Source organism: Luteipulveratus flavus, from assembly GCF_029439465.1.
GTDB classification, from domain to species: domain Bacteria; phylum Actinomycetota; class Actinomycetes; order Actinomycetales; family Dermatophilaceae; genus Luteipulveratus; species Luteipulveratus flavus.
The window spans coordinates 39,477-62,606 of sequence record NZ_JAROAV010000038.1; the positions used below are offsets into that span (position 1 = coordinate 39,477).

21 protein-coding genes are annotated in these 23,130 nt (G+C 71.4%); 10 read left to right on the forward strand and 11 right to left on the reverse strand.

Going from position 1 to position 23,130, the window contains the following annotated elements; translation table 11 throughout:
- Window positions 1–3: 3 nt before the first annotated feature.
- Window positions 4–774, reverse strand: a complete 771-nt coding sequence (locus P4R38_RS15645; protein WP_277192985.1) for an SDR family NAD(P)-dependent oxidoreductase — start codon at window positions 772–774, stop codon at window positions 4–6.
- A 128-nt stretch (window positions 775–902) separates the two neighbouring features.
- Between P4R38_RS15645 and P4R38_RS15650 the strand changes: the two genes are divergently transcribed.
- Complete coding sequence (locus P4R38_RS15650) at window positions 903–1,325, forward strand: hypothetical protein (protein ID WP_277192986.1); 423 nt, start codon at window positions 903–905, stop codon at window positions 1,323–1,325.
- A 13-nt stretch (window positions 1,326–1,338) separates the two neighbouring features.
- Here the strand turns inward: P4R38_RS15650 and P4R38_RS15655 are convergent, their stop codons facing one another.
- On the reverse strand, window positions 1,339–2,982 hold the full coding sequence (locus P4R38_RS15655; protein WP_277192987.1) for a hypothetical protein: 1,644 nt from the start codon (window positions 2,980–2,982) through the stop codon (window positions 1,339–1,341).
- 55 nt (window positions 2,983–3,037) lie between these two features.
- Here P4R38_RS15655 and P4R38_RS15660 point away from each other — a divergent pair, with 55 nt between their 5' ends.
- Window positions 3,038–3,829: an exodeoxyribonuclease III gene (locus P4R38_RS15660; RefSeq protein ID WP_277192988.1), complete on the forward strand. Its 792-nt coding sequence runs from the start codon at window positions 3,038–3,040 to the stop codon at window positions 3,827–3,829.
- A 93-nt stretch (window positions 3,830–3,922) separates the two neighbouring features.
- On the opposite strand, the gene P4R38_RS15665 is transcribed toward P4R38_RS15660, so the two are convergent.
- Window positions 3,923–5,455, reverse strand: coding sequence for an AMP-binding protein (locus P4R38_RS15665; protein WP_277192989.1), 1,533 nt, complete (start codon window positions 5,453–5,455; stop codon window positions 3,923–3,925).
- A gap of 134 nt (window positions 5,456–5,589) precedes the next feature.
- On the opposite strand from P4R38_RS15665, the gene P4R38_RS15670 reads away from it, so the two are divergent.
- From P4R38_RS15670 to P4R38_RS15685, 4 genes are all read left to right on the forward strand, one after another.
- Window positions 5,590–5,799 carry a type II toxin-antitoxin system VapB family antitoxin gene (locus tag P4R38_RS15670; RefSeq protein WP_275238083.1) on the forward strand — a complete coding sequence of 70 codons (210 nt, stop codon included), beginning with the start codon at window positions 5,590–5,592 and terminating at the stop codon, window positions 5,797–5,799.
- Window positions 5,796–6,209: a type II toxin-antitoxin system VapC family toxin gene (gene vapC / locus P4R38_RS15675; protein ID WP_277192990.1), complete on the forward strand. Its 414-nt coding sequence runs from the start codon at window positions 5,796–5,798 to the stop codon at window positions 6,207–6,209. Before P4R38_RS15670 ends, vapC begins: the two co-directional genes overlap by 4 nt.
- Before the next feature lie 99 nt (window positions 6,210–6,308).
- Complete coding sequence (locus tag P4R38_RS15680) at window positions 6,309–7,337, forward strand: hypothetical protein (RefSeq protein ID WP_277192991.1); 1,029 nt, start codon at window positions 6,309–6,311, stop codon at window positions 7,335–7,337.
- A 189-nt stretch (window positions 7,338–7,526) separates the two neighbouring features.
- A complete protein-coding gene (locus P4R38_RS15685) occupies window positions 7,527–8,861 on the forward strand; it encodes a serine/threonine-protein kinase (protein ID WP_277192992.1) in 1,335 nt (444 codons plus the stop codon).
- Window positions 8,862–8,885: 24 nt separating this feature from the next.
- On the opposite strand, the gene pntB is transcribed toward P4R38_RS15685, so the two are convergent.
- Genes pntB through P4R38_RS15700 form a run of 3 tightly spaced genes read right to left on the reverse strand, consistent with a single transcriptional unit; the run spans window position 8,886 to window position 12,358 of the window.
- Complete coding sequence (gene pntB, locus P4R38_RS15690) at window positions 8,886–10,277, reverse strand: Re/Si-specific NAD(P)(+) transhydrogenase subunit beta (protein ID WP_277192993.1); 1,392 nt, start codon at window positions 10,275–10,277, stop codon at window positions 8,886–8,888.
- Window positions 10,274–11,827, reverse strand: coding sequence for a Re/Si-specific NAD(P)(+) transhydrogenase subunit alpha (locus tag P4R38_RS15695; protein WP_277192994.1), 1,554 nt, complete (start codon window positions 11,825–11,827; stop codon window positions 10,274–10,276). Before P4R38_RS15695 ends, pntB begins: the two co-directional genes overlap by 4 nt.
- A 36-nt stretch (window positions 11,828–11,863) precedes the next feature.
- Entirely contained in the window at window positions 11,864–12,358 is a 495-nt protein-coding gene (locus P4R38_RS15700; protein ID WP_277192995.1) for a hypothetical protein, read from the reverse strand.
- A 132-nt stretch (window positions 12,359–12,490) separates the two neighbouring features.
- Between P4R38_RS15700 and P4R38_RS15705 the strand changes: the two genes are divergently transcribed.
- Window positions 12,491–13,963, forward strand: a complete 1,473-nt coding sequence (locus P4R38_RS15705) for a flavin-containing monooxygenase (RefSeq protein ID WP_277192996.1) — start codon at window positions 12,491–12,493, stop codon at window positions 13,961–13,963.
- An 84-nt stretch (window positions 13,964–14,047) separates the two neighbouring features.
- Here the strand turns inward: P4R38_RS15705 and P4R38_RS15710 are convergent, their stop codons facing one another.
- The 3 genes from P4R38_RS15710 to P4R38_RS15720 all read right to left on the reverse strand — a co-directional run bounded on the left by P4R38_RS15710 (window position 14,048) and on the right by P4R38_RS15720 (window position 17,311).
- Complete coding sequence (locus P4R38_RS15710) at window positions 14,048–15,769, reverse strand: MFS transporter (protein WP_277192997.1); 1,722 nt, start codon at window positions 15,767–15,769, stop codon at window positions 14,048–14,050.
- A complete protein-coding gene (locus P4R38_RS15715; protein WP_277192998.1) occupies window positions 15,747–16,475 on the reverse strand; it encodes an LppX_LprAFG lipoprotein in 729 nt (242 codons plus the stop codon). Before P4R38_RS15715 ends, P4R38_RS15710 begins: the two co-directional genes overlap by 23 nt.
- A 167-nt stretch (window positions 16,476–16,642) precedes the next feature.
- Window positions 16,643–17,311, reverse strand: a complete 669-nt coding sequence (locus tag P4R38_RS15720; RefSeq protein WP_277192999.1) for a YdeI/OmpD-associated family protein — start codon at window positions 17,309–17,311, stop codon at window positions 16,643–16,645.
- Between the two features lie 108 nt (window positions 17,312–17,419).
- Here P4R38_RS15720 and P4R38_RS15725 point away from each other — a divergent pair, with 108 nt between their 5' ends.
- Window positions 17,420–18,247, forward strand: a complete 828-nt coding sequence (locus P4R38_RS15725) for an alpha/beta fold hydrolase (RefSeq protein ID WP_277193000.1) — start codon at window positions 17,420–17,422, stop codon at window positions 18,245–18,247.
- Between the two features lie 187 nt (window positions 18,248–18,434).
- Complete coding sequence (locus tag P4R38_RS15730; RefSeq protein ID WP_277193001.1) at window positions 18,435–19,373, forward strand: hypothetical protein; 939 nt, start codon at window positions 18,435–18,437, stop codon at window positions 19,371–19,373.
- A 96-nt stretch (window positions 19,374–19,469) separates the two neighbouring features.
- Here the strand turns inward: P4R38_RS15730 and clpB are convergent, their stop codons facing one another.
- Window positions 19,470–22,061: an ATP-dependent chaperone ClpB gene (gene clpB, locus P4R38_RS15735; RefSeq protein ID WP_277193002.1), complete on the reverse strand. Its 2,592-nt coding sequence runs from the start codon at window positions 22,059–22,061 to the stop codon at window positions 19,470–19,472.
- Window positions 22,062–22,202: 141 nt separating this feature from the next.
- Complete coding sequence (locus P4R38_RS15740; RefSeq protein WP_277193003.1) at window positions 22,203–22,553, reverse strand: HIT family protein; 351 nt, start codon at window positions 22,551–22,553, stop codon at window positions 22,203–22,205.
- Between the two features lie 52 nt (window positions 22,554–22,605).
- Here P4R38_RS15740 and P4R38_RS15745 point away from each other — a divergent pair, with 52 nt between their 5' ends.
- A complete protein-coding gene (locus tag P4R38_RS15745; protein ID WP_277193004.1) occupies window positions 22,606–23,073 on the forward strand; it encodes an SRPBCC family protein in 468 nt (155 codons plus the stop codon).
- Window positions 23,074–23,130: the final 57 nt, after the last annotated feature.

Genomic DNA, 23,130 nt, shown 5'->3' on the forward strand with positions numbered 1-23,130 from the left:
AGCTCAGGTGCCGGGACGGTGCCGGCGGCGGAACGCTCTGCTGCGCGCGACGCCGCGCGGCAGGACGTCCAGCAGACCCACGGCCGCCTTGTACTGCACCCCGGGCACCGACACGACCCGTCCTCGGTCGACGTCGTCGAGGCACTGCCGGACGACGGTGTCCGCGTCCAGCCAGAGCGCATCGGGCAGACCCTGCCCGCGGATGCCCGCCCGCTCGTGGAACTCGGTGCGGGTGAGCCCCGGGCACAGCGCCGTCACGGTGACGCCGCTGCCCGCGAGCTCGGCCGCGAGCGACTCCGAGAACGTGGTCACGTAGCTCTTGGCGGCGGCGTACGTGCCGGTCGCGAGGAAGCCCGCGACCGACGACACGTTGACGATCGCGCCGTGGCCGCGCCGGCGCATCGCCCTCGCCGCGGCATGGCTGAGGACCAGCGGCGCGCGCACCAGCACGGCCAGCAGGTGCTCCTCGTCCACGACGTCGTTCTCCAGGAACGGGCTGCCGAGCGAGTAGCCGGCGTTGTTGACCAGCAGGTCGATCGGACGAGCCGGGTCGGCGAGGCGATCGGCGACGTCCTGCACGTCGAGGCGCTCGGACAGGTCGGCGGTGACGACCTCGACGGCCACGCCGTGACCGTCCTCCAGCCGCGTCCGCAGGTCGGTGAGCCGGGCCTCGTCGCGCGCGACGACCACCAGATCGTGACCGCGCGCGGCCAGCTGCTCGGCGAACGACTTCCCGATGCCGGCGCTCGCGCCGGTGACCAGAGCGGTAGCCATACCCCGGAGTCTAGGAGCGCCGCGCGCTGTCGCCCGTGGGTTCGCGCGTGGCTGGAGATGATCGACGGGATCCGTCTCGCGTCCCGCTCCGTCGGAGCACCTGATTCGACCGACGACGAGGAGAGATCATGCGACGAGTCCCAGCCACCGTGGCCGCTGCGGTTCTGACGATCGCGGGCCTGACCGCGTGCAGCACCAACAGCTCCTCGGGGTGCTCGTACCGACCGGCAGCCGCCACGTCGACCACCGGCAGCTCCTCCCTGTACGACAGCGACTCGACCACCACCGACCCCCACGGCAGCTCGTACGGCTCCGATCCCTACGGCAGCTCGGGCTACCCGAGCGACGACAGCACGAGCTCCCTGCTGGACGAGGTCGACGAGCAGGACACCACCGTCGGCGACTGTGACGACGACCGCGACACCTACCACCACTCGACGTACTACGACAGCCGTCGCAGCCGGGTGAAGTCCAGCGGTTCGGGCTCGCGGGTCCGCTCGAACAGTGGCAGCCACGGCGGTGGCTCCCGCGGCTCGGTCGGACACCGCTGAGGCGCCGGGCGTCCTAGCCCAGCCGGGCGTCGTCGTACAGGTGGCGTCTGGCGAGCACCGACCCGACAGCCGTCACGACGAACCCCACGTACGCGGGCAGCAGGTGGCCCGGGTCCACGTACCCGACGGCGACGTGGACGATGAGGGTCGGGACGAACCCGGCCAGCATCGACAACGTCACCGCCCACCACACCCACCGGCGTCCGGGAGCCCAGCAGCAGATCGACAGCAGGCTGAGCCCCACGCCCGCCGACAGCAGCGCACCGCCGAATCCGGCGCGGTCGTGTGCGGCGAACCCCTGCAGCGCCGGGTTCAACGCGTGCAGGTGGAAGGCGTCGTGCCCGATGTACACGAGGTCGGTCGGGACGTAGACGTAGGTCAGGCCGGTGACCGAGATGAACAGCCCGGCGACGATCAGCCCGACCGACATCGACACCACGAGCAGCTGACCGGTGAGTCCTCGACGGGCGACCTCGGGCGGCGGCCGCCTCGGTTCGCTCCACCGTCGCGGCTCGCGCGACCGGGTCGCCAGCAGGAACATCGGCGTCAGGACCGCCGCGAGACCGGCGTGCAGCGGCTCGAAGTAGCCCGTGCCGAGGAAGTACAGCAGGGTGGGGAAACCGAGGACGGCGCTCCACCACAGCGCCCGTTCGGCCGCGCGGATCCCCTGGCGCAGCCCGCAGTAGGACAAGGCGACGTACAGGATGCCGAGACAGACCATCGTGCCGGCCAGGGTGATGCGGTCGTGCTGGAGGAACGGCACGAAGCGCGGCACGAGGCCGTCGAGCTGCTCGCGGGTCATGCCGAGGTGGTCCTCGTCGTACCAGAGCAGCCCCGGGCCCACCGCCACCGCGGCCGCCCCGACGCCGCCGGCGAGCATCCCGACGCCGAGACCGACACCCCAGGCCCACATCGGCCACGACCAGGGCGCCGTGCGCAGGACCTCCCGTGCCGTCGGCGCAGGCTCCGCGACGGGCGCAGGCAGGAGGGACCGGACGAGGTGGTTCGGGAGGCCGGGCCCGCCGTCGACCAGCGCCCTGCTGTGCAGCAGCACCGCGTCGGCGCCGGCCGCGGCGAGCGCACGCCCGACCTCGGCGTCGCCGGAGTCGGTGACCGCGACCACCACCTCGTGCCCTGCGCGGTGCTGCGCGACGTCGTCGGGATCGTCGGTACGGACGACCACCCCACGCTGCTGGAGCGCAGTGTCGATCAGCCGGTCACCCTCCACGTAGCCCGCGACCGTCGGCGGGGAACCCACGGCGTCGCGCACCTCTGCGCTGCGACCCGGCGTACAGCGCAGCAGCACCGGTGCAGCGGACGCGGCGATCTCCCGTCGCAGCTCCCGGGCCTCCTGCGGCGAGAGCGGGCCGATCTCGACGACGGCGGCTCCGATCTCGGGCATCGCCCGCAGGACGGGCCTGCCCACCTCGGCCCCCGCCGAGACGCCGACCGGACCGACCAGGTCGTGCCCGAGCAGCGAGCCCCGCTGCTCGGGGTACTCCTCGGTCCCCGCCATCGTCCGCGCCAGCAGCCGACCGCCGGGAACCGAGCAGACCGCAGCCAGCAGGCCCAACGCCCATCGTTGCGAACGCCGTACGCCGACCAGCGCGCCCGCGGGCGCCCGCAGCGGCCCGTACGTCCAGTCCGGCATGGCCATCACCCCCTCTTCTGGCGGGTCAGGGTACGTCGGAGGAGCCGCCTAGGGTGTCCGGGTGCGCATCGCGACCTGGAACGTCAACTCCGTCCGCTCCCGCATCGACCGCGTCATGGGCGTTCTGCAGCGACACGACCTGGACGTGCTCCTGCTGCAGGAGACCAAGGCGCGGGACGACCAGTTCCCGGCGCTCGCGCTGGAGGGGTCGGGCTACGAGTTCGTCAACCACGGGCTGAACCAGTGGAACGGCGTCGGCATCATCTCCCGCGTCGGCCTGGAGGACGTCCAGAAGGGCTTCTCCGACATGCCGTCGTACGGGGACCCGGCCGTCGCCGAGGCCCGCGCGCTCGGCGCGACCTGCGGCGGCGTCCGCGTCTGGTCGCTGTACGTGCCGAACGGCCGCGAGCTCGGGCACGACCACTACCACTACAAGCTCGACTGGCTGGCCCGGCTGCGGGACACCGCCGAGGGGTGGCTGATCGAGGACCGGCAGGCGCAGATCGTGCTCGCCGGCGACTGGAACATCGCGCCGACCGACGACGACGTGTGGAGCGTCGAGTACTACGCGGACAAGACCCACACCAGCGAGCCGGAGCGGAAGGCGTTCGAGGCGGTCGTGGACGCGGGCTACACCGACCTGGTCCGCCCGTACACCCCCGGCCCCGGCGTCTACACGTACTGGGACTACACGCAGCTGGCGTTCCCGAAGAAGCGCGGGATGCGGATCGACTTCCTGCTCGGCTCGCCCGCGGTGCAGGAGCGGATGAAGGGCGCGTCCATCGACCGCGAGGAGCGCAAGGGCAAGGGCGCCTCCGACCACGCCCCTGTCATCATCGACCTCACCGACTGATCCCGCCCCGGATCGAACTGCGTTTGGTGTTCCTGACGCAGTTCAAACCGCGTCAGGAACACCGAACGCAGTTAAGTAGCGCCCAGCGGGTGGTCAGTTGACCTGGCGGTCGTGGCCCTCCCAGTAGGGCTGACGCAGCTTGAACTTCTGGAGCTTGCCGGTCGCCGTCCGGGCGAGCTCGTCGCGGAACTCGATCTTCTTCGGGCACTTGTACCCGGCCAGCGACTCGCGGGCGTGCGCGATCAGCTCCTCCTCGGTGACCTCGCCCTCGCGCACGACCAACGCCGTCACGAGCTCGCCCCACTTCTCGTCCGGGACGCCGATGACCGCCGCCTCGCGGACCGCCGGGTGAGAGATCAGCACGTCCTCGACCTCGATGGAGGAGACGTTCTCGCCGCCGGAGATGATCACGTCCTTCTTGCGGTCGGCGATGGTGAGGTACCCGTCCTCGATCGAGCCGCCGTCGCCGGTGTGGAACCAGTTGCCCTCCTGCGCCTGCGCGGTCGCCTCGGGGTTCTCCCAGTACGCGGCGAGGTTGTGGTTGGACTGCGCCAGCACCTCACCGGACTCGTCGATCTTCACCCGAACTCCGACGGCAGGGGCTCCCGCCCGGCCGAGCAGACGGGCCTGCTCGGCCGGCTCGACGTCGTCCCACTCCGCCCGCATCCGGGACATCGTGAGCAGCGGTGCGGTCTCGGTGAGCCCGTAGATCTGGATGAACTCCCAGCCGAGCTCCTCACGCACCCGCTCGATCGTGCGGGTCGGCGGCGGTGCTCCGGCGACGATGATCCGCACCCGGTCACGGCCGGGGACCTCGCCGTCCCAGTCCTTCGCGCCGTCCAGCGCCGCCTGCACCACCGCCGGGGCAGCGCACAGGTAGGTGACCCCGTGCTTCTCGACGCGACGCAGGATCTCGGCGCCGTCGACCTTGCGCAGCACGATGTGCTCGGCGCCCACGGCGGTCGCGGCGAACGGCATGCCCCACCCGTTCGCGTGGAACATCGGCAGCGTGTGCAGGTAGACGTCGCGGTCGGAAACGCTTGCCTGCCAACCGAACACGGCCGCGTTCAGCCACAGGTTGCGATGCGTCATCTGCACTCCCTTGGGACGAGCCGTCGTCCCCGAGGTGTAGTTGATCGTCGCGGTCGCGGACTCGTCGCCCTCCCAGTCGGTCGGCTCGCCGTCGCCGCCCCAGAGCTCGTCGTCGTCCTGACCGAGGACGTACGACCGCTTGCTCGGGACCTCGTCGATCAGGTGCTTCAGCTCGGGGTCGACCATCAGCACCTCGGCGCCGCTGTGCTCGACGATGTACTTCACCTCGGGCACCGACAGGCGGAAGTTGATCGGGACGAGGACGCGTCCCCACCCGCTCACGCCGAAGAACGACGTCAGCAGCCGGGCGCTGTTGTGCGACACGACCGCGACCCGGCCGCCGACGGGTACGCCCATCGCCTCGAGGTTCGCCGCCTGGGCCCGCGCCAGCCGGCCGAGCTCGGCGTACGTGATCCGCCCGTCCGTGCCGAACGGCGCGGCCGGCTGGTCGGGCTCGTCGACGACCGCGGTCCGCTCGCCGTACACCGTGACGGCGCGGTCGAGGAAGTCACGAACGGTGAGCGGGTACTCCACGAGGCACCTCCGGGCTCGGCATGATCTGGCTCACCCCTTTCTACGCTGCCGCAGGCGCCGCTGTCCCGCAGAACGACGAGCCCCTCAGACCACCGGGCGAGCCGCGATACACCACACAGGTGTATCGTTGGTGTATGACGCGCACCAACATCGACATCGACGACGAGCTGGTCGCCGAGGTGATCCGCCGGTACGACCTCTCGTCCAAGCGCGAGGCCGTCGACCTGGCGCTGCGTCGCCTCGTCGGTCCGAGGATCACGCCCGACCTGGTGGACAGGGTGATCGGCGTGGGCTGGGAAGGCGACCTCGACGAGATGCGCACTGCCAAGGTCGAGGAGTGGTGACCGAGCTCGTCGACAGCTCGGTCTGGATCGAGATGATCCGCAACACCCGTTCACCGGCGGCCGTGTACCTCGAGGACCGGCTCAAGCGAGCGCCCGGCGCGGTCAGGACGACCGAGCCGATCGTGATGGAGCTGTACGCGGGGCCTGCCCGCGAGGAGTCGCTCTCCGCCGTCCAGGCGCTGGTCGACGCCGTTGCGCTGGTGCGCATCGCTCCCGCTGTCGACTTCACCTCCGCCGCAGCACTTTTCCGCGCAGCACGTCGAGGCGGCTGCACTGTCCGCACGATGAACGACTGCTTGATCGCTGCCGTCGCGATCCGCACCGGCACCACTCTCGTCCATCGTGACGCGGACTTCGACGTCATCGCCTCGATCTCGTCGCTGCGGACCCGCTCGTTCGTCGACCCCTGACGGTGGCGTCGCGATCGGCCGGAACCCGCGCCGCCGATCGCGTCGTCGGAACCCCTGTGCGCGACCAGCGCAGCACGATCCGACGGAAAGGCTTCTCCTATGCTCTCGACTCGCACGGTTGCTCTCGCCACCGCCGCCACCCTGACCGTCGGCGTCGCCGCGACCGCCACCGCGACGTCCGCGTCGGCCGAGGACTCGATGTGCCGGACCACCACGGGCAGCAGCGACTTCTACCCCGGCGACTCGGCCAGCACCACGTACGACAGCACGTTCCACAACAGCGTCGCCATCCCGAAGGGCCTCCTGGACGGCCGCTACGTGCCGCAGGGCCTGGCGTACTGGAACAACTGGAACGGCACCACCGAGGACCTGCTGCTGATCTCGGCGTACCACGACGGCGACGGCAACTCCGTGCCCGACGGCGACAGCGCCATCTGGGGCGTCGCGCTCAGCGGCCCGCACCGCGGCAGCAGCGTCGGCCACGTCAACATCCCCAAGACCCACGCAGGCGGCATCGTCGTGGTCGGCGGCCACGTCTACGTCGGCGGTGAGGGCGGCGTGAAGTTCTGGTCGGCCGGCACGATCCGCGGCAAGCTCGCGGGCGCCAACAGCTCGGGCACCGTCGCGCCGAAGGGCACGCAGGACATCGCGGGTCAGGGCTCCTTCCTCGGCCTCGGCGGTGGCCAGGGCACCACGATGTGGACGGGCGACTTCTCCGAGACCAGCCACCAGAGCATGTGGCAGTACCAGCCGAACACCAGCACGGGCCGACTGACCTACACCGGCAAGAAGCGCACCGTGCCCGCCAAGACGCAGGGCATGGCCGTCGTCGGTGACAAGTACGTGTTCGGCACCTCCTACGGGCGCAACGACCGCAGCAACGTCTGGGTCCGCCCCTCCTCCGCCACCGGCGACATCACCGACGGCTCGTCGTTCTGCATGCGGGCGCCGTCGATGATCGAGGGTCTGGCCTACGGCAACTCCGACGGGAACAAGCACGTCTGGGCGCTGTACGAGAGCGGTTCCTACACGTACAACAAGGGCGTCGACGACCCGCGCAACCCGATCAAGAACATCCACTGGGCCGGCGGTTCGGCACTCGCGGGCCTCTACGGCCAGGCGGACTGACGCCGGCTGCTCGCCGAGAGGCTCACATCGCCGCGAGAGGCTCACTCGTCCCAGCCGTACGAGTGAGCCTCTCGGCGCGTCCTGCGCCTGTCGGCAGGGCGCCGAATCTGCCGCGGCCGCCCATGAGAGCCTCCGACGCCGCGTAGCCTGGCTCGTCGTGATCAGGGGTGCACACGCGGTGGAGGCTCGGTGCTGGTGACGGACCGCTCGGGGCAGATGTTCGGTCCGTACCGTCTGCTCGGTCTGCTCGGACGCGGTGGCATGGGCGAGGTCTACCGGGCGCACGACACCGAGAAGGACCGCGTCGTCGCGGTCAAGCTGCTGCCCCCGCACCTGGCCCAGGACCCGGAGTACCAGGCCCGCTTCCGGCGTGAGGCGCACGCGGCGGCGCGGGTGCAGAGCCCGTACATCGTGCCGATCCACACCTTCGGCGCCATCGACGACGTGCTGTTCATCGAGATGGCGTACGTCGACGGGCAGGACCTCGGCACCCTCGTCCGCACGCGCGGGCCGCTGCACCCCGCGTACGCCGTCGCGGTGGTGTCGCAGATCGCCGCGGCTCTCGACGCCGCCCACGCCTCCGGCCTCGTCCACCGCGACGTCAAGCCCGGCAACATCCTGCTGACCGGCGACCACGCGTACCTGTCCGACTTCGGCATCGCCAGCACCGACAACGACACCCGGATGACCGGGGCCGGCCTCGCCCTCGGGTCGGTCGCCTACATGGCGCCCGAGCGGTTCGACACCACGCGCCCGGTGACCGGCTCGGTCGACGTCTACGCGTTGGGCTGCGTTCTCCACGAGTCGCTCACGGGTCGGCCACCCTTCTCCACGGCATCCCAGCCCGCGCTGATCCGGTCGCACCTGCACAGCCCGCCACCGTCGGTCTCCGGCGCGCGGCCGGACCTGCCGCCCGCCCTCGACCGGGTGCTCGGGACGTGCCTCGCCAAGCAGCCGGAGGCCCGCTTCCCCACGGCGCGAGCGTTCGCCGACGCCGCCCGCTCGGCCCTGCGCGGGGCCGCTGCGCCGAGACCCGCACCGCCGTCCTCGGCTGCGCCCGGTGCACCGCGCAGGAGGCGGTGGGTTCCCGTGTCCGCGGCCGCCGCCGTCGCTCTCGTGGTGGCCGGTGCGATCGGTGTGCCGCTGCTGATGGACGACGACCGGGCGCCGACGACCGCAGCGGGCACACCGAGCTCGGTCGTGAGATCACCTGCTGCCACGAGCGACTCCCCGACGCAGCCGAGCCCGTCGAGCACCGAGCCGTCCGGAGCGACCGGCCGCTCCGGACGACCGTCGGTGGCCCAGCTCACCGTGGCCGCGCAGGCCAACGTCCGCAACACGGGCATGGCGGCGGTGTACCCGGCCGACTTCGCCCCGTGCGTCGGCAAGGGTCTGCACGACTCGCGCATCCCCGACGCACCGCTGTGGGCCTACGTCGACAACCCCTCGCAGGACCCGCCCGGCTACAGCAGTGTGGCGTTCGGGGTGGCCACCTCCTGCGCCAAGATCCCCAGCATCGGCTGACGACCGGCGGGCGCGCTCGTCGGCTCAGATCGACCGCAGGATGTCCTCGACCCGCTCCTTCGCGTCGCCGAACAGCATCTGGCTGTTGTCCTTGAAGAACAGCGGGTTCTGGACACCGGCGTAACCGGTGGCCATCGACCGCTTGAAGACGACGACGTCCTTGGCCTCCCACACCCGCAGGACCGGCATCCCCGCGATGGGCGAGCTGGGCTCCTCGGCCGCCGAGGGGTTCACCGTGTCGTTGGCGCCGATGACCAGGACGACGTCCGTACGGGCCAGGTCGCCGTTGATCTCGTCCATCCCGAGCACGATGTCGTACGGCACCTTCGCCTCGGCGAGCAGGACGTTCATGTGACCGGGTAGCCGGCCGGCCACCGGGTGGATGCCGAACCGGACGTCGACGCCCTTGGCCCGCAGCCGTGAGGTCAGCTCGGCGACGGGGTACTGCGCCTGGGCGACCGCCATGCCGTAGCCGGGCGTGATGACGACCGACCTCGCCTGCGCGAGCAGGGCGGCGACGTCGGAGGCGTTGGCCTCGCGGTGCGCGCCGTAGTCACGCTCCTCGCCCGACACGCCGCCGTCCGACCCGAACCCGCCCGCGATGACGGACACGAACGACCGGTTCATCGCCTTGCACATGATGTAGCTGAGGATCGCGCCGGAGGAGCCGACGAGCGCGCCGGTCACGATCAGCAGGTCGTTGCCCAGCATGAACCCAGCCGCGGCGGCCGCCCAGCCCGAGTAGCTGTTCAGCATCGACACCACGACCGGCATGTCGCCGCCCCCGATGGAGGCGACCAGGTGCCAGCCGAAGGCGAGCGCGACGATCGTCATGAGCACCAACGGGATCCACGACTCGGCGGCCGTGAACCACACGAGCAGCAACGCCGACACGACCAGCGCGCCGAGGTTGAGCAGGTGGCGGTGCGGCAGCATCAGCGGCCGGGAAGGGATGCGCGCGGACAGCTTGAGGAAGGCCACCACCGAGCCGGTGAACGTCACCGCCCCGATGAAGACGCCGAGGAACACCTCGACCAGGTGGATGTTCGCCTCCGAGCCGGTGAGGCCGCCCGAGGTGTTGAACGAGTTGTAGCCCACCAGGACCGCCGCGAGGCCGACGAAGCTGTGCAGCATCGCGACCAGCTCGGGCATCGCGGTCATCTCGACGACCCGGGCACGCCACAGGCCGATCGCCGCGCCGACCGCCATCGCGCACAGGATCAGCGTCAGGGTCAGGCCGGGGTCGGACGCGCGGTCGGCGGCGAACCAGATCGTCGCCCCGAGCGCGATCACCATGCCGACGATGCCGAACGCGTTGCCCTGGCGCGCAGACTCGTGCTTGGACAGCCCGGCGAGCGAGAGGACGAAGAGGACGGCGGCGACGATGTACGCGGCCTGCACGAGGTTGTCGGTCATCGCGCGTCCTCTCGGACGAACATCTTCAGCATCCGGCCGGTGACCGCGAAGCCTCCGAAGATGTTGATGCTCGCCACGACGGTGGCGCCGAGCGCGAGCACCCGGACCAGCAAGTTGTCGCTGCCGACCTGCAGCAGCGCGCCGACCAGGATGATGCCGCTGATCGCGTTCGTCTCGGCCATGAGCGGGGTGTGCAGGGCGTGCGCGACGTTGGAGATCACGTAGAAGCCGACGATCACGGCGAGCGCGAACACGGTGAAGTGGCCCAGGAAAGAGGCGGGCGAGAAGGCGGCCACGAGCGCGAACAGCGCTGCGGCCAGGGCCATTCCGGCGTAACGGCGTCGTGGGTCCGGTGGCTTCGGCGGCGCAGCCGGCACCGGTGCCGCCACCGCCGGGGCGGCCTGCGCCGGTGCTGCCGACACCTGGACGGGAGGCGGTGGCCAGGTCACCTCGCCGCGGTGGGTGACGGTGATCCCACGTTGGACGACGTCGTCCAGGTCGAGCCGCAGCTGCCCGTTCTTCTCCGGGGTCAGCAGCGTCATCAGGTTGACGATGTTCGTGCCGTACAGCTGGGACGCCTGGGTCGGCAGCCGGCCGGGCAGGTCGGTGTAGCCGACGATCCGGACGCCGTTCGGGCTGACGACGATCTCGTCGGCCTCGGACAGCTCGCAGTTGCCGCCGTTCGCGGCGGCCATGTCGACGATCACCGAACCGGGCCGCATCGCCGCCACCGTCTCCGCGGTGACGAGTCGTGGCGCGGCCCGGCCCGGGATCAGCGCCGTCGTGATGACGATGTCGGCGTCCGCGCACTCGCGGGCGTACATCTGCATCGCGAGCCGCTCGAGGTCGCCGGACATCACGGTGGCGTACCCGTCGGCCGAGGGCGTCTCCTGCGCGTCCGGAAGGTCGAGGCGGACGAACTCGGCGCCCATCGACTCCACCTGCTCGGCCACCTCGGGCCGTACGTCGAAGGCGCGGACCACGGCGCCGAGACTGGACGCCGTACCGATCGCCGCGAGGCCGGCGACACCGGCACCGATGACGAAAACCTTTGCAGGGGGCACCTTTCCGGCTGCGGTGACCTGGCCGGTGAAGAGGGAGCCGAACTGGTGCGCCGCCTCGACGATCGCGCGGTAGCCGCCCAGGTTGGCCATCGAGGAGAGCACGTCCAGGGACTGCGCCCGGGAGATCCGTGGCACCGCGTCCATCGCCAGCGCCGTGACGCCACGGCCCGCGAGCTGCTGGAGCAGCACCGGGCTCAGCGCCGGGCTGAGCAGCGACACGAACGTCGTCCCCGACCGCATCACCCCGACCTCGGCGTCCGTGGGCTGGTTGACCTTGAGCACGATGTCGCAGTCCCACACCTCGACGGTGCTGACCACGCCGGCTCCCGCCTCCGCGTACGCCGCATCCGGGTACGCCGATCTCACACCGGCGCCGGCCTCGACCAGCACGCCGTACCCCAGGCCGATGAGCTGTCGCACGGTCGTCGGGGTTGCCGCGACGCGCGTCTCGCCCTCCTTGAACTCCTTCGGAACGCCGATCCGCAACGTGTGTTCCTCTCAGGTCGTGGTGGTCCGCCCGTGTCAGGCGGTGACGTACGCGCCGGATGCCTGCAGCATGCCCAACAGCTCTCGGGCGTACCTGCTCTCGCGGGCATCCTTGAGGTCGTTGTCCATGATCCGGTTGATCCGCTCCTGGCTGACGACGACGTCCAGCGACCCGAACGGCCCCTCGAGCCGCAGGTCCGAGCCGGACAGCGTGAACGCCCCGAGGGGACTCGCCCGCAGCTGCTGGCACGGCACCACCCAGGCCGGTGCGGTGTCGCCGTCGTACGTCAGGCCAAGCCGACCCTCCCACAGCGCGAGGACACCGAAGCGGGCGCCGAGACTCGTCAGCTGCCCGCCGGCGTGGGTACGGACCTGCCAGCGTCCGCTCGGTGGGGCCGACCGCGGCAGCGCCGACGCGCCGAGGGCCCGGACGGGGGTGGTCGACCGACTCGCGAGCACGATCACCGTCATGACGACGCCCACCAGGAGCACGGGCACCAGCAGCATCGTGGCCACCATCACGGTGAACATCTCGCGCTCCTGGGTCCGGGGCCTGTGGGTGCGCCGATCGTACGGCGGCCACCTGCGGGCAGGGTCGGAAACGACGCGCGACCCTCGAACGGGTCCGAGGGCCGGACGCCGAAGCACCTAATCTTGCTGTGCATGAGCCTCCCCGTGGACCACGACACCGTCATCGTCGGCGGCGGGTTCTCGGGGATCGCGATGGCCATCGCGCTCAAGGCCGCCGGCCGGGACGACCTGGTCGTGCTGGAGAAGGCCGAGGAGGTCGGCGGCACCTGGCGGGAGAACCGCTACCCCGGCTGCGAGTGCGACGTCCCGGCCCATCTGTACTCGTACTCGTTCGAGCTCAACCCGTACTGGTCGCAGACGTACGCGCCGTCGGACGAGATCCAGGACTACCTGCTCTACTGCGTCGAGAAGTACGACGTCCGCCGGCACATCGAGTTCGACGCCACCGTGCAGGACGCGGCGTACGACGAGGAGAGCTCCACCTGGACGGTCACGGTGACCAGCTCTTGGGGCACGCTGCGGACCCTGCGCGCCCGATCGCTCGTGCTGGCTGTCGGCGCCCTGCACGAGCCCAGCATCCCGGACATCCCGGGCATGGAGTCGTTCGCCGGCGAGATGATGCACACCGCGACGTGGGACCCGGGCACCACCGTGGAGCGCAAGCACGTGTCGGTCATCGGCACCGGCTCCAGCGGGGTGCAGATCATCCCCTCGCTCGCGGAGGACGCGGTCCACCTGACGGTCTTCCAGCGCACGCCCGCCTGGGTGATGCCGCGGACGAACCGGCAGTACGCCGACCGGCTGATCGACACCTTCGAGCAGCACCCGACGGCGCTGGCGGCGCACCGTGCCCGGCTCAAGGCGACGAGCGACCTGCGCGAGCGCGGCCTGACGAGTGCGCCGCGACTGCTGAAGGCGGCGTCCCGGCTGGCGCTGGAGAACCTGCACTCCGCGGTGAAGTCGCCGCAGCTGCGCGCGGTCCTCACACCCGACTACCCGATGGGCTGCAAGCGCATCCTGCTGTCCAGCGACTACTACCCGGCGCTCGCGCGACCCGACGTGACGGTCGAGACCGACCCGATCGAGCGCATCGAGCGGGACGCCGTCGTCACCACGTCCGGTCGGCGCCACCACACGACCGTCCTGGTGCTGGCGACCGGGTTCGACCCCGTGGGGTCCTACCGCTACCTCGGCATCAAGGGCGCCGACGGTCACCTGCTCAGCGCCGACTGGGACGACGGCGCGACGACGTACCTGGGCGTGACCGTGCCCCACTTCCCGAACCTGTTCCTACTGCTCGGCCCCAACTCGCTGCTCGGCCACACCTCGGACCTGCAGATCATGGAGGCCCAGGTCGGGCTGGTCATGCGGCTGCTCGCCGAGCGCGACCGCCGGCACACCCGGTCGGTGGCCGTACGCCCGCAGGTGGTGCCGGGGTTCGTGGCCGAGCTGGACCGGCGCAGCGAGCGGACGGTCTACCTGTCCGGCTGCTCGAGCTGGTACCTGGACCGGGGTGGGCGCAACCGGACGCTGTGGCCGGGTTCGGTCGGCGAGTACGAACGCCGTACGACCCGCCCCGAGATGGTCGACTACCTCTTCACCTGATCGCCTGCACCCCCTCCGGCAAAAGCTGGTCGCCCGCACATGCATGGCTGTGCCGGCCACCAGCTTTTGCCGGGTGCGGGACGGTCAGGCGGTGGTCGCGGACTCGTGGACGGGCTCGGTGTCGAGCACGTCCTCGTCGGTGAGGTCGTGGTGAGCGACCTTCCGCCGGCCGAGCAGCAGCGCCACGGCGGCCGCGACGAGCGCCGCCAGCGCCGCGCCGACGAACACCGTCTGCACCTGGACGACGCCGGCCGCCCGGACCTGATCCCCGGTCGGGTCCGGCAGCGCCTGGATGCGAGCGTAGAACCGGTGCAGCCCGATCGCCGTGAGCAGGCCGAGACCGACCACCATGCCGATCATCCGGGCGACCACGACCAGCGCGGACGCGACGCCGTGATGGGTCGGCGGCGCGTCGGCGAGCGCGGCGTCGTTGACCGGCGCGATCGCCAGACCGATGCCGAGCCCGACGACGACCAGGACGACCGTGGACGCGACCTCGTCGAGCGAACCCTGACCCCAGCGGGACATCAGGCCGAGCCCGACCGCCGTGAGCGCGAGACCGGGAGCGGCGACCAGGCCGGGGCCGTACCGGCGCAGCAGCCAGCCGCCGAGCAGCGCACCGACCGGCACCGCGAGCAGGAACCGGACGAGCACGAGCGCCGCCTCCGTCTGGTCCGCCGTTCCGGTGAGCCGTGCGAGCACCGGGATGTCGACCACGATGGCGACCAGGGCCGTACCGACCAGCAGCGAGACGACCAGGCTGGGCAGCACCCGCCCGCGGATCACGCCGTGTGCGACGAGCGGGTCCGCTGCGGTGCGGTGCCGGACGACGTACAGCGCGGCGGCGACCGCTGCAGCGGGCAGCAACCACCAGCCGAGCGGACCGACGACCTGCTTCTCCGGGTTGGCCGACGCGAACGTCAGCACCAGCGACCCGAGGGCCACGCTGATGAGCGCCGCCCCGATCAGGTCCGCGCGGCGCAGCACCGGCCACCACAGCGGCGCCGACAGGACGAGCGTCGCGGCGAGCGCGATGACGCCCCACAGCCCGATCTGAGTGAACAGCCGCGAGGTGTGGCCCGGGTACGGCACGAACGGCTCGCCGTACGTGACGTCCGAGACCAGCCGGTCGGGCGCCCAGAGCGCGAGGCCGAGCAGAACGATGGTGGCGAGCCCGGCGACGACCGAACCCAGGACCCACCACCGGCGACGACCGGTGATCACGGGGGTCCGCTCGCCGCGGCCGCCGATGATCCGGATCAGCACCGCGAGGAGGATGCCTGCCGCCGCGTTGATCCAGAAGATGGCGCGCCAGTCCCAGACCGCGAGGATCAGTGCCCCGGCGAGCGGGCCGAGCACGCTGCCGATCTCCTGCACCGCACCGACCACCCCCAGTGGCGTGCCGCGCCTCCCGGGCGGCCACAGGTCGGCGACCAGCGCGAGCGTGGCGGGCACGAGCCCACCCCCGCCGATGCCCTGCAGGACCCGGCCGGTGACCAGGACCGGCAGCTCGACGGCGAGCGCCGTCACCGCGGAGCCCAGGACGAACAGCGCGAGGCATGCGACGAGCACCCGTTGCCGTGCCACGAGGTCAGCGAGCCGACCGATCAGCGGCAGCACCGCGATGTACCCCAGCAGGAAGCCGGAGATGATCGGGGTCGCCTTCTGCAGGGCGTCGATCCCGAGACCGACGCCGGACATCATGTCCTCGAGCGCGAGGACCACGACGTAGGTGTCGGCGGCCGCGAGCGCGACCGCCACCGACGCCGTGGCGAGCAGCGCCTCAGGCCGGCGGCTTGATGTCAACCGTCTTGCCGTACTGGTCGAGCCGCAGCGTGTAGGCGGATGTCGCGTCGTTGTAGAACTGGCCGGTCAGCGTCATCGACCGCACCTCGTTCTTGTCCGTCACGGCGTACGACGCCTTGTACTGCACGGACGGGTCGCCGATGGTGAGGACGCCGGTGACGTCCTGGCCGGTGAGCTTGCCGTTGATGATCCGAACCACGTCGCTGCCGTCGCGCTTCGTCGCGCCGTACGTGGGGTCCTGGGTCTTCGGCAGCAGGGTCGAGAGGCCCTTGTCCTTGGAGAACAGCACGGCCGGGTCCGGGGCGCCGTAGTCGGAGGGCTTGATCGTGCGGACGTCTGGCCAGATCGGCAGCTTCGCCCAGACCTTGCCCTGCACGGCCGTCACCGGGACGTCGGCGTGGATACCGGCGAGCTGGGCCTTCAGGGAGCCCTTGAACGCCGGCGCGTGCGTGCCGTCACCCTCGCCGCCGAGGACGCCGTTCGCGTTCGACGGGATGCCGGTGGAGCTGAGCTTGAGGTGCATCGAGGCCGCCTGGTCCATCACCTGCTTGGCCTGCGCGAGGCGCTGCTGCGGGGTGGCCTGGGCGCCGCTGGACCCGTCGTCCTGGCTCTTCTTGGCGTCCGCACCACTGCTGCAGGCAGCGAGCGCGAGGACGGTCAGGGCGGCGGCGGCCGTGCGGGTGGCGCGGGGCGTCCGCAGGTGCATCGTCGAACCTCTCTGTCGTGGACACGCGAGCGGCCGGTCGTCGGCTGCCCCGGTGCAGGAGCAGGATGACAGGCTGATCGCGCGTTCGACGTCCGGGTCCGGCGATTGGTTCCCACCTCGTCGAGTCGATCTCTCGACACGGCGGCGGGGAGCGCGCAGGCCTGCGGTCATGGCTGCTCGGCGACCAGACCGAGACTCTCCCGGGCCCGGCGCGCCCAGCCCGGCTCGCCGCCGTACCGCTGGCTCTTGATCAGCCGGCCGGCGGCGCAGTCCTCGATGAGGGTGGTCAGCCGGCGCTCGCGGGTCGCCTCCTGCTTGGCGCCGACGACCCAGCCCTGCACGTTCTTGCGGTAGCCGGGCGTCGCGTACGCCCAGAACGCCGCCGCCTCCGGGACGGCGAGGATCCGCTCCTCGTACGCCGCGGGCCAGTCGATGCTCTCCTGCTCGTAGCTGTAGATGCGCTGGCGGTCCGGCCGGCGGGCCTCGTACGCCGCGAGCCCGGCCGGGCGCATCCGGCCCTCGGAGATGAGCCGCTCCACCGTGGCGAGGTTGACCGCGCTCCAGGTGCTCGTCCGCTTCCGAGGGGTCCACCGCTGACGGACGGAGTCGTCATCGATGCGATGGAAGACGCTGTCGATCCAGCCGAAGCACAGCGCCTCGACGACCGCGTCCTCCCAGACCAGGCCGCGCTCGGCCACGTGCTTCTTGTACAGCCCCATCCACACCTGGGTCTCGTCGGCGTGATGGGCCTCCAGCCAGGCTCGCCACTCGGCGGCGTCGGCGAAGAACAGCACGGGAGGCTCCGAGGAGCCGCGCGAGGCGCCTGATCCGGTCATGGCCTCAGCGTCTCACCGACCGCCCACATCCGATGCCGCGTTCCCGTACCCGGCGGTAACGGGCTCTGGTTGGGTGGTCCCATGCCGTTGACACTGCAACGACACGAGGTGACCGCGCCCGACGGCGCCCGGCTCTCCACGTACGTCCATGCCCCGCGCGGCCTCGCCGACGACGCGCCGACCGTCGTGCTGGCGCACGGCTGGGTCCTCACCTACCGGTCCTGGTTGCCGGTCGTCCGGCTGCTCGCCGACCGGGGTGATGTCCGCGTGGTCGCGTGGGACCAGCGCGGGCACGGGGCGTCCACGTACGCAGGCGGCTCGCTGCGTCCGCGCGGTGAGAGCATCCGTGCGCTCGGCGACGACCTCGCGACCGTGGTGGACGCCGTCGTGCCGGCCGCGTCTTCGCTGGTCCTCGGCGGCCACTCGATGGGCGGCATGACCGTGATGGCGTTCGCCGGCCGGCACCCGGAGGTCTTCGCCGACCGCGTACGCCGCGTCCTGCTCGCCTCGACCGCGATCGGTGGGCTGCGCGGCCCCGGACTGCCGTTCGAGCGCCGGGTGATGGCGCTCGCGGCGCGGGTTCCCGGCCGTCCGAGCCGACTGATGTCGACCAGGTCGGCACGTCGCCAGTTCGGTACCGTCGCCGCAGCCGCCGACGTCGCCGCGACCCGGGCCATGCTCGGCGCCGCCCGCCTCGGCACGTACGGCACGTACTACGGAGCGCTGATGGACCACGACGAGTCGGAGGCGGCGTCCGTCCTGGCGCAGGTGCCGGTCACCGTGGTCGTCGGGACGCGCGACATCCTGACGCCCCGCACGCTCGGCGAGCGGATCGCGGAGGCCGTCCCCGGGGCCGAGCTGCAGGTCATCGAGGGCGTGGGACACATGACGCCGTACGAGGTCCCCGACCGGCTCGCCGCTGCTCTCACCCCGTAATCCCTCTGGTCCGGCCCCGCCCGCTCGCCCGACTGTTCACCCGCCCGCTCGCCGAGAGGCCCACCTCTACGCCAGCGGCCCACCGTTCCGCAGGGGATCGATGGGCCGCTCGGGCGCGCCGTGGGCCTCTCGCTGAGGCTGTGGATGACCACCACGCGGCCCGCTCGAACGATGGCACCGTGCCCGGATGCCAGCCGCCACGTCGCATGCACACCTGCGCGACCTCCTCAGGTCGTCGCGACAGGTCCACGCCGCCCCGTCCGCGGGCCAGGCTCACGTCCGTCTCCGGCAGGGCCTGTACGTGCAGGGGTCGTCCTGGAGCGACCTGACGGCGCGCGATCGCCTGATCATGCGCGCGTACGCCGTGGACCGGCACTCGGCCGAGTCGCACGTGTTCTCCCACCACACGTCCGCGGCCCTGTGGGGGCTGCCCATCATCGGGCGGTGGCCGACCCTGGTCGAACGGGTTGCGCCCGCCGGCGTCAAGGGACGCTCGCCGGACGTGCGTCGGCGGCGCACCGAGCGTCCGCCTCGGTCCGTCGAGGTCGGCGGCGTGAGAGTCACCCCGGTGGTCCGGACCGTGATCGATCTGGCGCGCGAGGTCACGCTGGAGTCGGCGCTGGCCTCCATCGACCACGCACTCCGCCACGGACTCTGTGATCGACGCGAGCTCGAGCAGGAGCTGAACAAGGTGCCGAGAGGAGCCCGCGGTCGGCTGATGGCGGCGCGCGCGGTCCACCTCGCCGATCCGCTCTCGGAGTCGCCGGGAGAGTCGCTGAGCCGCGCGCGCATGTACCAGCTGAACCTGCCCCGCCCGCGCACTCAGGTCCGGCTGTACGACGAGGACGGCGAGGCGGCTCGCGTCGACTTCTGGTGGGAGCACCTCGGGCTGGCAGGCGAGTTCGACGGCTTCGTCAAGTACCAGGTGCCGGAGGGTGCCACCGCCGAGGAGGCGGCCGCCGTTCTCTGGAAGGAGAAGCGGCGCGAGGACCGCATCCGACGCACCGACGGCCGACGGGTCGGCCGCTGGGTGTGGGACGAGGTGCTCCCGCTGGAGCGCTTCCGGCAGATCATGACTCGTCTCGGCGTGCACGACCGCGGCGGCGACCCCTGGCAGGTGGGCTGAGCGTGAGAGGCCCAGCACGTACTCGAGAGGCCCACCGATCCGCAGTGGATCGGTGGGCCTCTCCTGCCATCCGTGGGCCCCTCGGCGAGAAGAGCGTCAGGCGGCGGCGGGGGCCGGCGCCAGAGTGAGGCCGTCCGAGCCCTCCGGGTGGTCGACCGTGACCTGCTGTCCGTCGCGCACCTCTCCCGCCAGGAGCGCCTTGGCGAGCCGGTCGCCGACCTCCTTCTGGACGAGGCGCCGCAGCGGCCGGGCGCCGTACGCGGGGTCGTACCCCTGCTCGGCCAGCCAGTGCCGGGCGGCGTCGGTGACGTGCAGCGAGATCCGCCGGTCCGACAACCGGGCCGCGAGCGCCGCGACCTGCAGGTCGACGATGTGCGCGAGCTCGGCCTGCGACAGCGGGTCGAAGACGACGACCTCGTCGAGCCGGTTCAGGAACTCCGGCTTGAACGCCTGCCGCACCGCGCCCATCACCGACTCGCGCTTGGCCTCGTCCGACAGCGTCGGGTCGATGAGGTACTGCGAGCCGAGGTTGGAGGTCATCACCAGGATGACGTTGCGGAAGTCGACCGTGCGGCCCTGGCCGTCGGTCAGGCGGCCGTCGTCCAGCACCTGCAGCAGGATGTCGAAGGTCTCCGGGTGCGCCTTCTCGACCTCGTCGAGCAGCACGACGCTGTACGGACGCCGGCGGACGGCCTCGGTCAGCTGGCCACCCTCCTCGTACCCGACGTACCCGGGAGGTGAGCCGATCAGCCGAGCCACCGCGTGCCGCTCGGAGTACTCGGACATGTCGATGCGGACCATCGCCCGCTCGTCGTCGAAGAGGAAGTCCGCGAGCGACTTCGCCAGCTCGGTCTTGCCGACGCCGGTCGGGCCGAGGAACAGGAACGAACCCGTCGGCCGGTCAGGGTCGGCGACGCCGGCGCGCGACCGGCGTACGGCGTCCGACACGGCCTGCACCGCGGCGGCCTGGCCGATCAGCCGCTCGCCGATGACGTCCTCCATACGCAGCAGCTTCTCGGTCTCGCCCTCCAGCAGGCGCCCGGCGGGGATTCCGGTCCAGGACGAGATGACGTCCGCGATGTCGTCCGCTCCGACCTCCTCCTTCACCATCGGCGCGTCACCCGAGCCGCCGGCGGTCGAGGACGTCGCCTCGGCCTCCTGCGCGGAGGTCAGCTCCGACTCCAGGGCGGGCAGGTCGCCGTACAGCAGCTTGGACGCACCGGCGTAGTCCCCCTCGCGCTGAAGGCGATCCGCCTGCGTACGCAGCTCATCGATGCGCGCCTTGAGGTCACCGACACGGTTCAACCCGGCCTTCTCGGCCTCCCACCGCGCGGTCAGCGCGGCGAGCTGCTCCTGCCGGTCCGCGAGGTCGGCCTGCAGCCGGGACAGCCGCTCGCGCGAGGCGTCGTCCGTCTCGTTCTGCAGGTGCAGCTCCTCCATCTTGAGGCGGTCCACAATGCGACGGAGCTCGTCGATCTCGACCGGTGAGGAGTCGATCTCCATGCGCAGCCGCGAGGCCGCCTCGTCGATGAGGTCGATCGCCTTGTCGGGCAGCTGCCGGGCCGTGATGTACCGGTCGGACAGCGAAGCCGCGGCAACCACGGCGGAGTCCGCGATCGCGACCTTGTGGTGCGCCTCGTACCGCTCCTTCAGGCCGCGCAGGATGGCGATGGTGTCCTCGACGGACGGCTCTCCCACGAAGACCTGCTGGAAGCGCCGCTCCAGCGCGGCGTCCTTCTCGATGTGCTCGCGGTACTCGTCCAGCGTCGTCGCGCCGACGAGGCGCAGCTCGCCGCGGGCCAGCATCGGCTTGAGCATGTTGCTCGCGTCCATCGCGCCCTCGCCGGTCGCGCCCGCGCCGACGACGGTGTGCAGCTCGTCGATGAACGTGACGACCTGACCGTTCGATCCTTTGATCTCCTCGAGCACGGCCTTGAGCCGCTCCTCGAACTCACCGCGGTACTTCGCGCCGGCGACCATTGCGCCGAGGTCGAGCGAGACGAGTCGCTTGTCCCGCAACGACTCCGGGACGTCGCCCTCGACGATGCGCTGGGCGAGCCCCTCGACAACCGCGGTCTTGCCGACGCCGGGGTCACCGATCAGCACGGGGTTGTTCTTGGTCCGGCGGCTGAGCACCTGCACGACGCGCCGGATCTCGGAGTCGCGCCCGATCACCGGGTCGAGACGGCCCTCGCGGGCGGCCTCGGTGAGGTCGGTGCCGTACTTCTCCAGCGCGTCGAACGTGCCCGCCGGCTCGGCGCTGGTCACCTTGGCGCCGCCGCGGGTGGCCGGGATGGCCTCCTCCAGGGCCTGCGCGTCCAGGCCGAGGTCGGCGATGCGGGCCAGCCCGACGAGCAGGTGGTCGGTCGAGACGTACGTGTCGCCCATCGCCGCCATCAGCTCGCGCGCCTGCTCCAGGACGTTCAGCAGCTGACGGGACATGGACGGCTGCGCCACGGACGAGCCGGACGCGGCGGGCATCGCCTCGAGCGCGGACCGGGCCTTGGCGCGGGCCGCGGCGACGGTCGTACCGGCTGCCTCGAGCAGCGGAGCGGTGGTCGTGTCGGTCTGGTCGGTGAGCGCGAGCAGCAGGTGCGCCGGCTCCACCTGAGGGTGGCCGGAGGTCGTCGCGTGCTGCACGGCGGAGGCCAGCGCCTCCTGCGCCTTGGTGGTGAGCTGCAGGTCCACAGTCGTCTCCCCGTGGTCGGTCGGTCAGAGCATGCGGTACGCCGGGCCGGACTTCACCTGGAAGCCTGCCACTGCGCGTACCGCTTCCTCCAGAGCAACATCACCAGACTTGAGTCCATTCCGCTCAAGTTTGCCGGTTCGTCATTCCCGGAGCCGCGGCCCCGAGTGGACGTGGACGTGCAGGTGCTCGGAGTCCTGGTAGGCGCCCAGGTTCGTCATGACCGAGGCCGCCCCGCACTCCTGCTCCACGCGCCGGGCGACCTGCTGGACGACCCGCAGCAGCGCCGCGAGCACGTCCGCGCACCCGTCCGGGACGTCGGTGAGCGAGCGGATGTGCCGCTTCGGCACCACCACCAGGTGGGTCTGCCAGTACGGCCGGGTGTGGTGGTACGCCAGGACGTCGGCGTCCTCGTGGACCACGTCCAGAGCCGCAGGGTCCGGGATCGCGACGTCGCAGTAGAAGTCCGTGCCGTCGTACGCGCTCTGCACCATCGCGCCAACCTACGGGGTTGTGCCCGCCCGGGATCCGGGCACAGGGTGGAGCATGAGCGAGACGAAGAGCATCACCGTCCAGCGCACCATCGACCACCCCGCGGAGCAGATCTTCGACGTCCTCACCAATCCCAAGCGGCACGCCGAGCTCGACGGGTCGGGGTTCGTCCGCTCCGACGACCGGGCCGAGCGGATCCAGCACGTCGGCGACGTCTTCCGGATGAACATGGAGGGCGACCACATGGGCGGGGAGTACCAGACGGACAACCATGTCACCGGCTATGCCAAGGACAAGCTGCTCGCGTGGAAGACGACGCCCGCCGGGACCGAACCGCCCGGCTGGGAGTGGGTCTGGGAGCTGAAGCCGCAAGGGCATGCCAGCACCGACGTCACCCTGACGTACGACTGGAGCAAGGTCAGCGACCCGGAGATCCTCAAGCAGGTGACGTTCCCGCTGGTGAAGCAGGACCAGCTCGAGGACAGCCTCGAGCGCCTCGCGGCCGCGGTCTCGGGCTCCTGACGGGAACGCCGCCCACACACGCACAGGCCCCGGACCGATCGATCGGTCCGGGGCCCT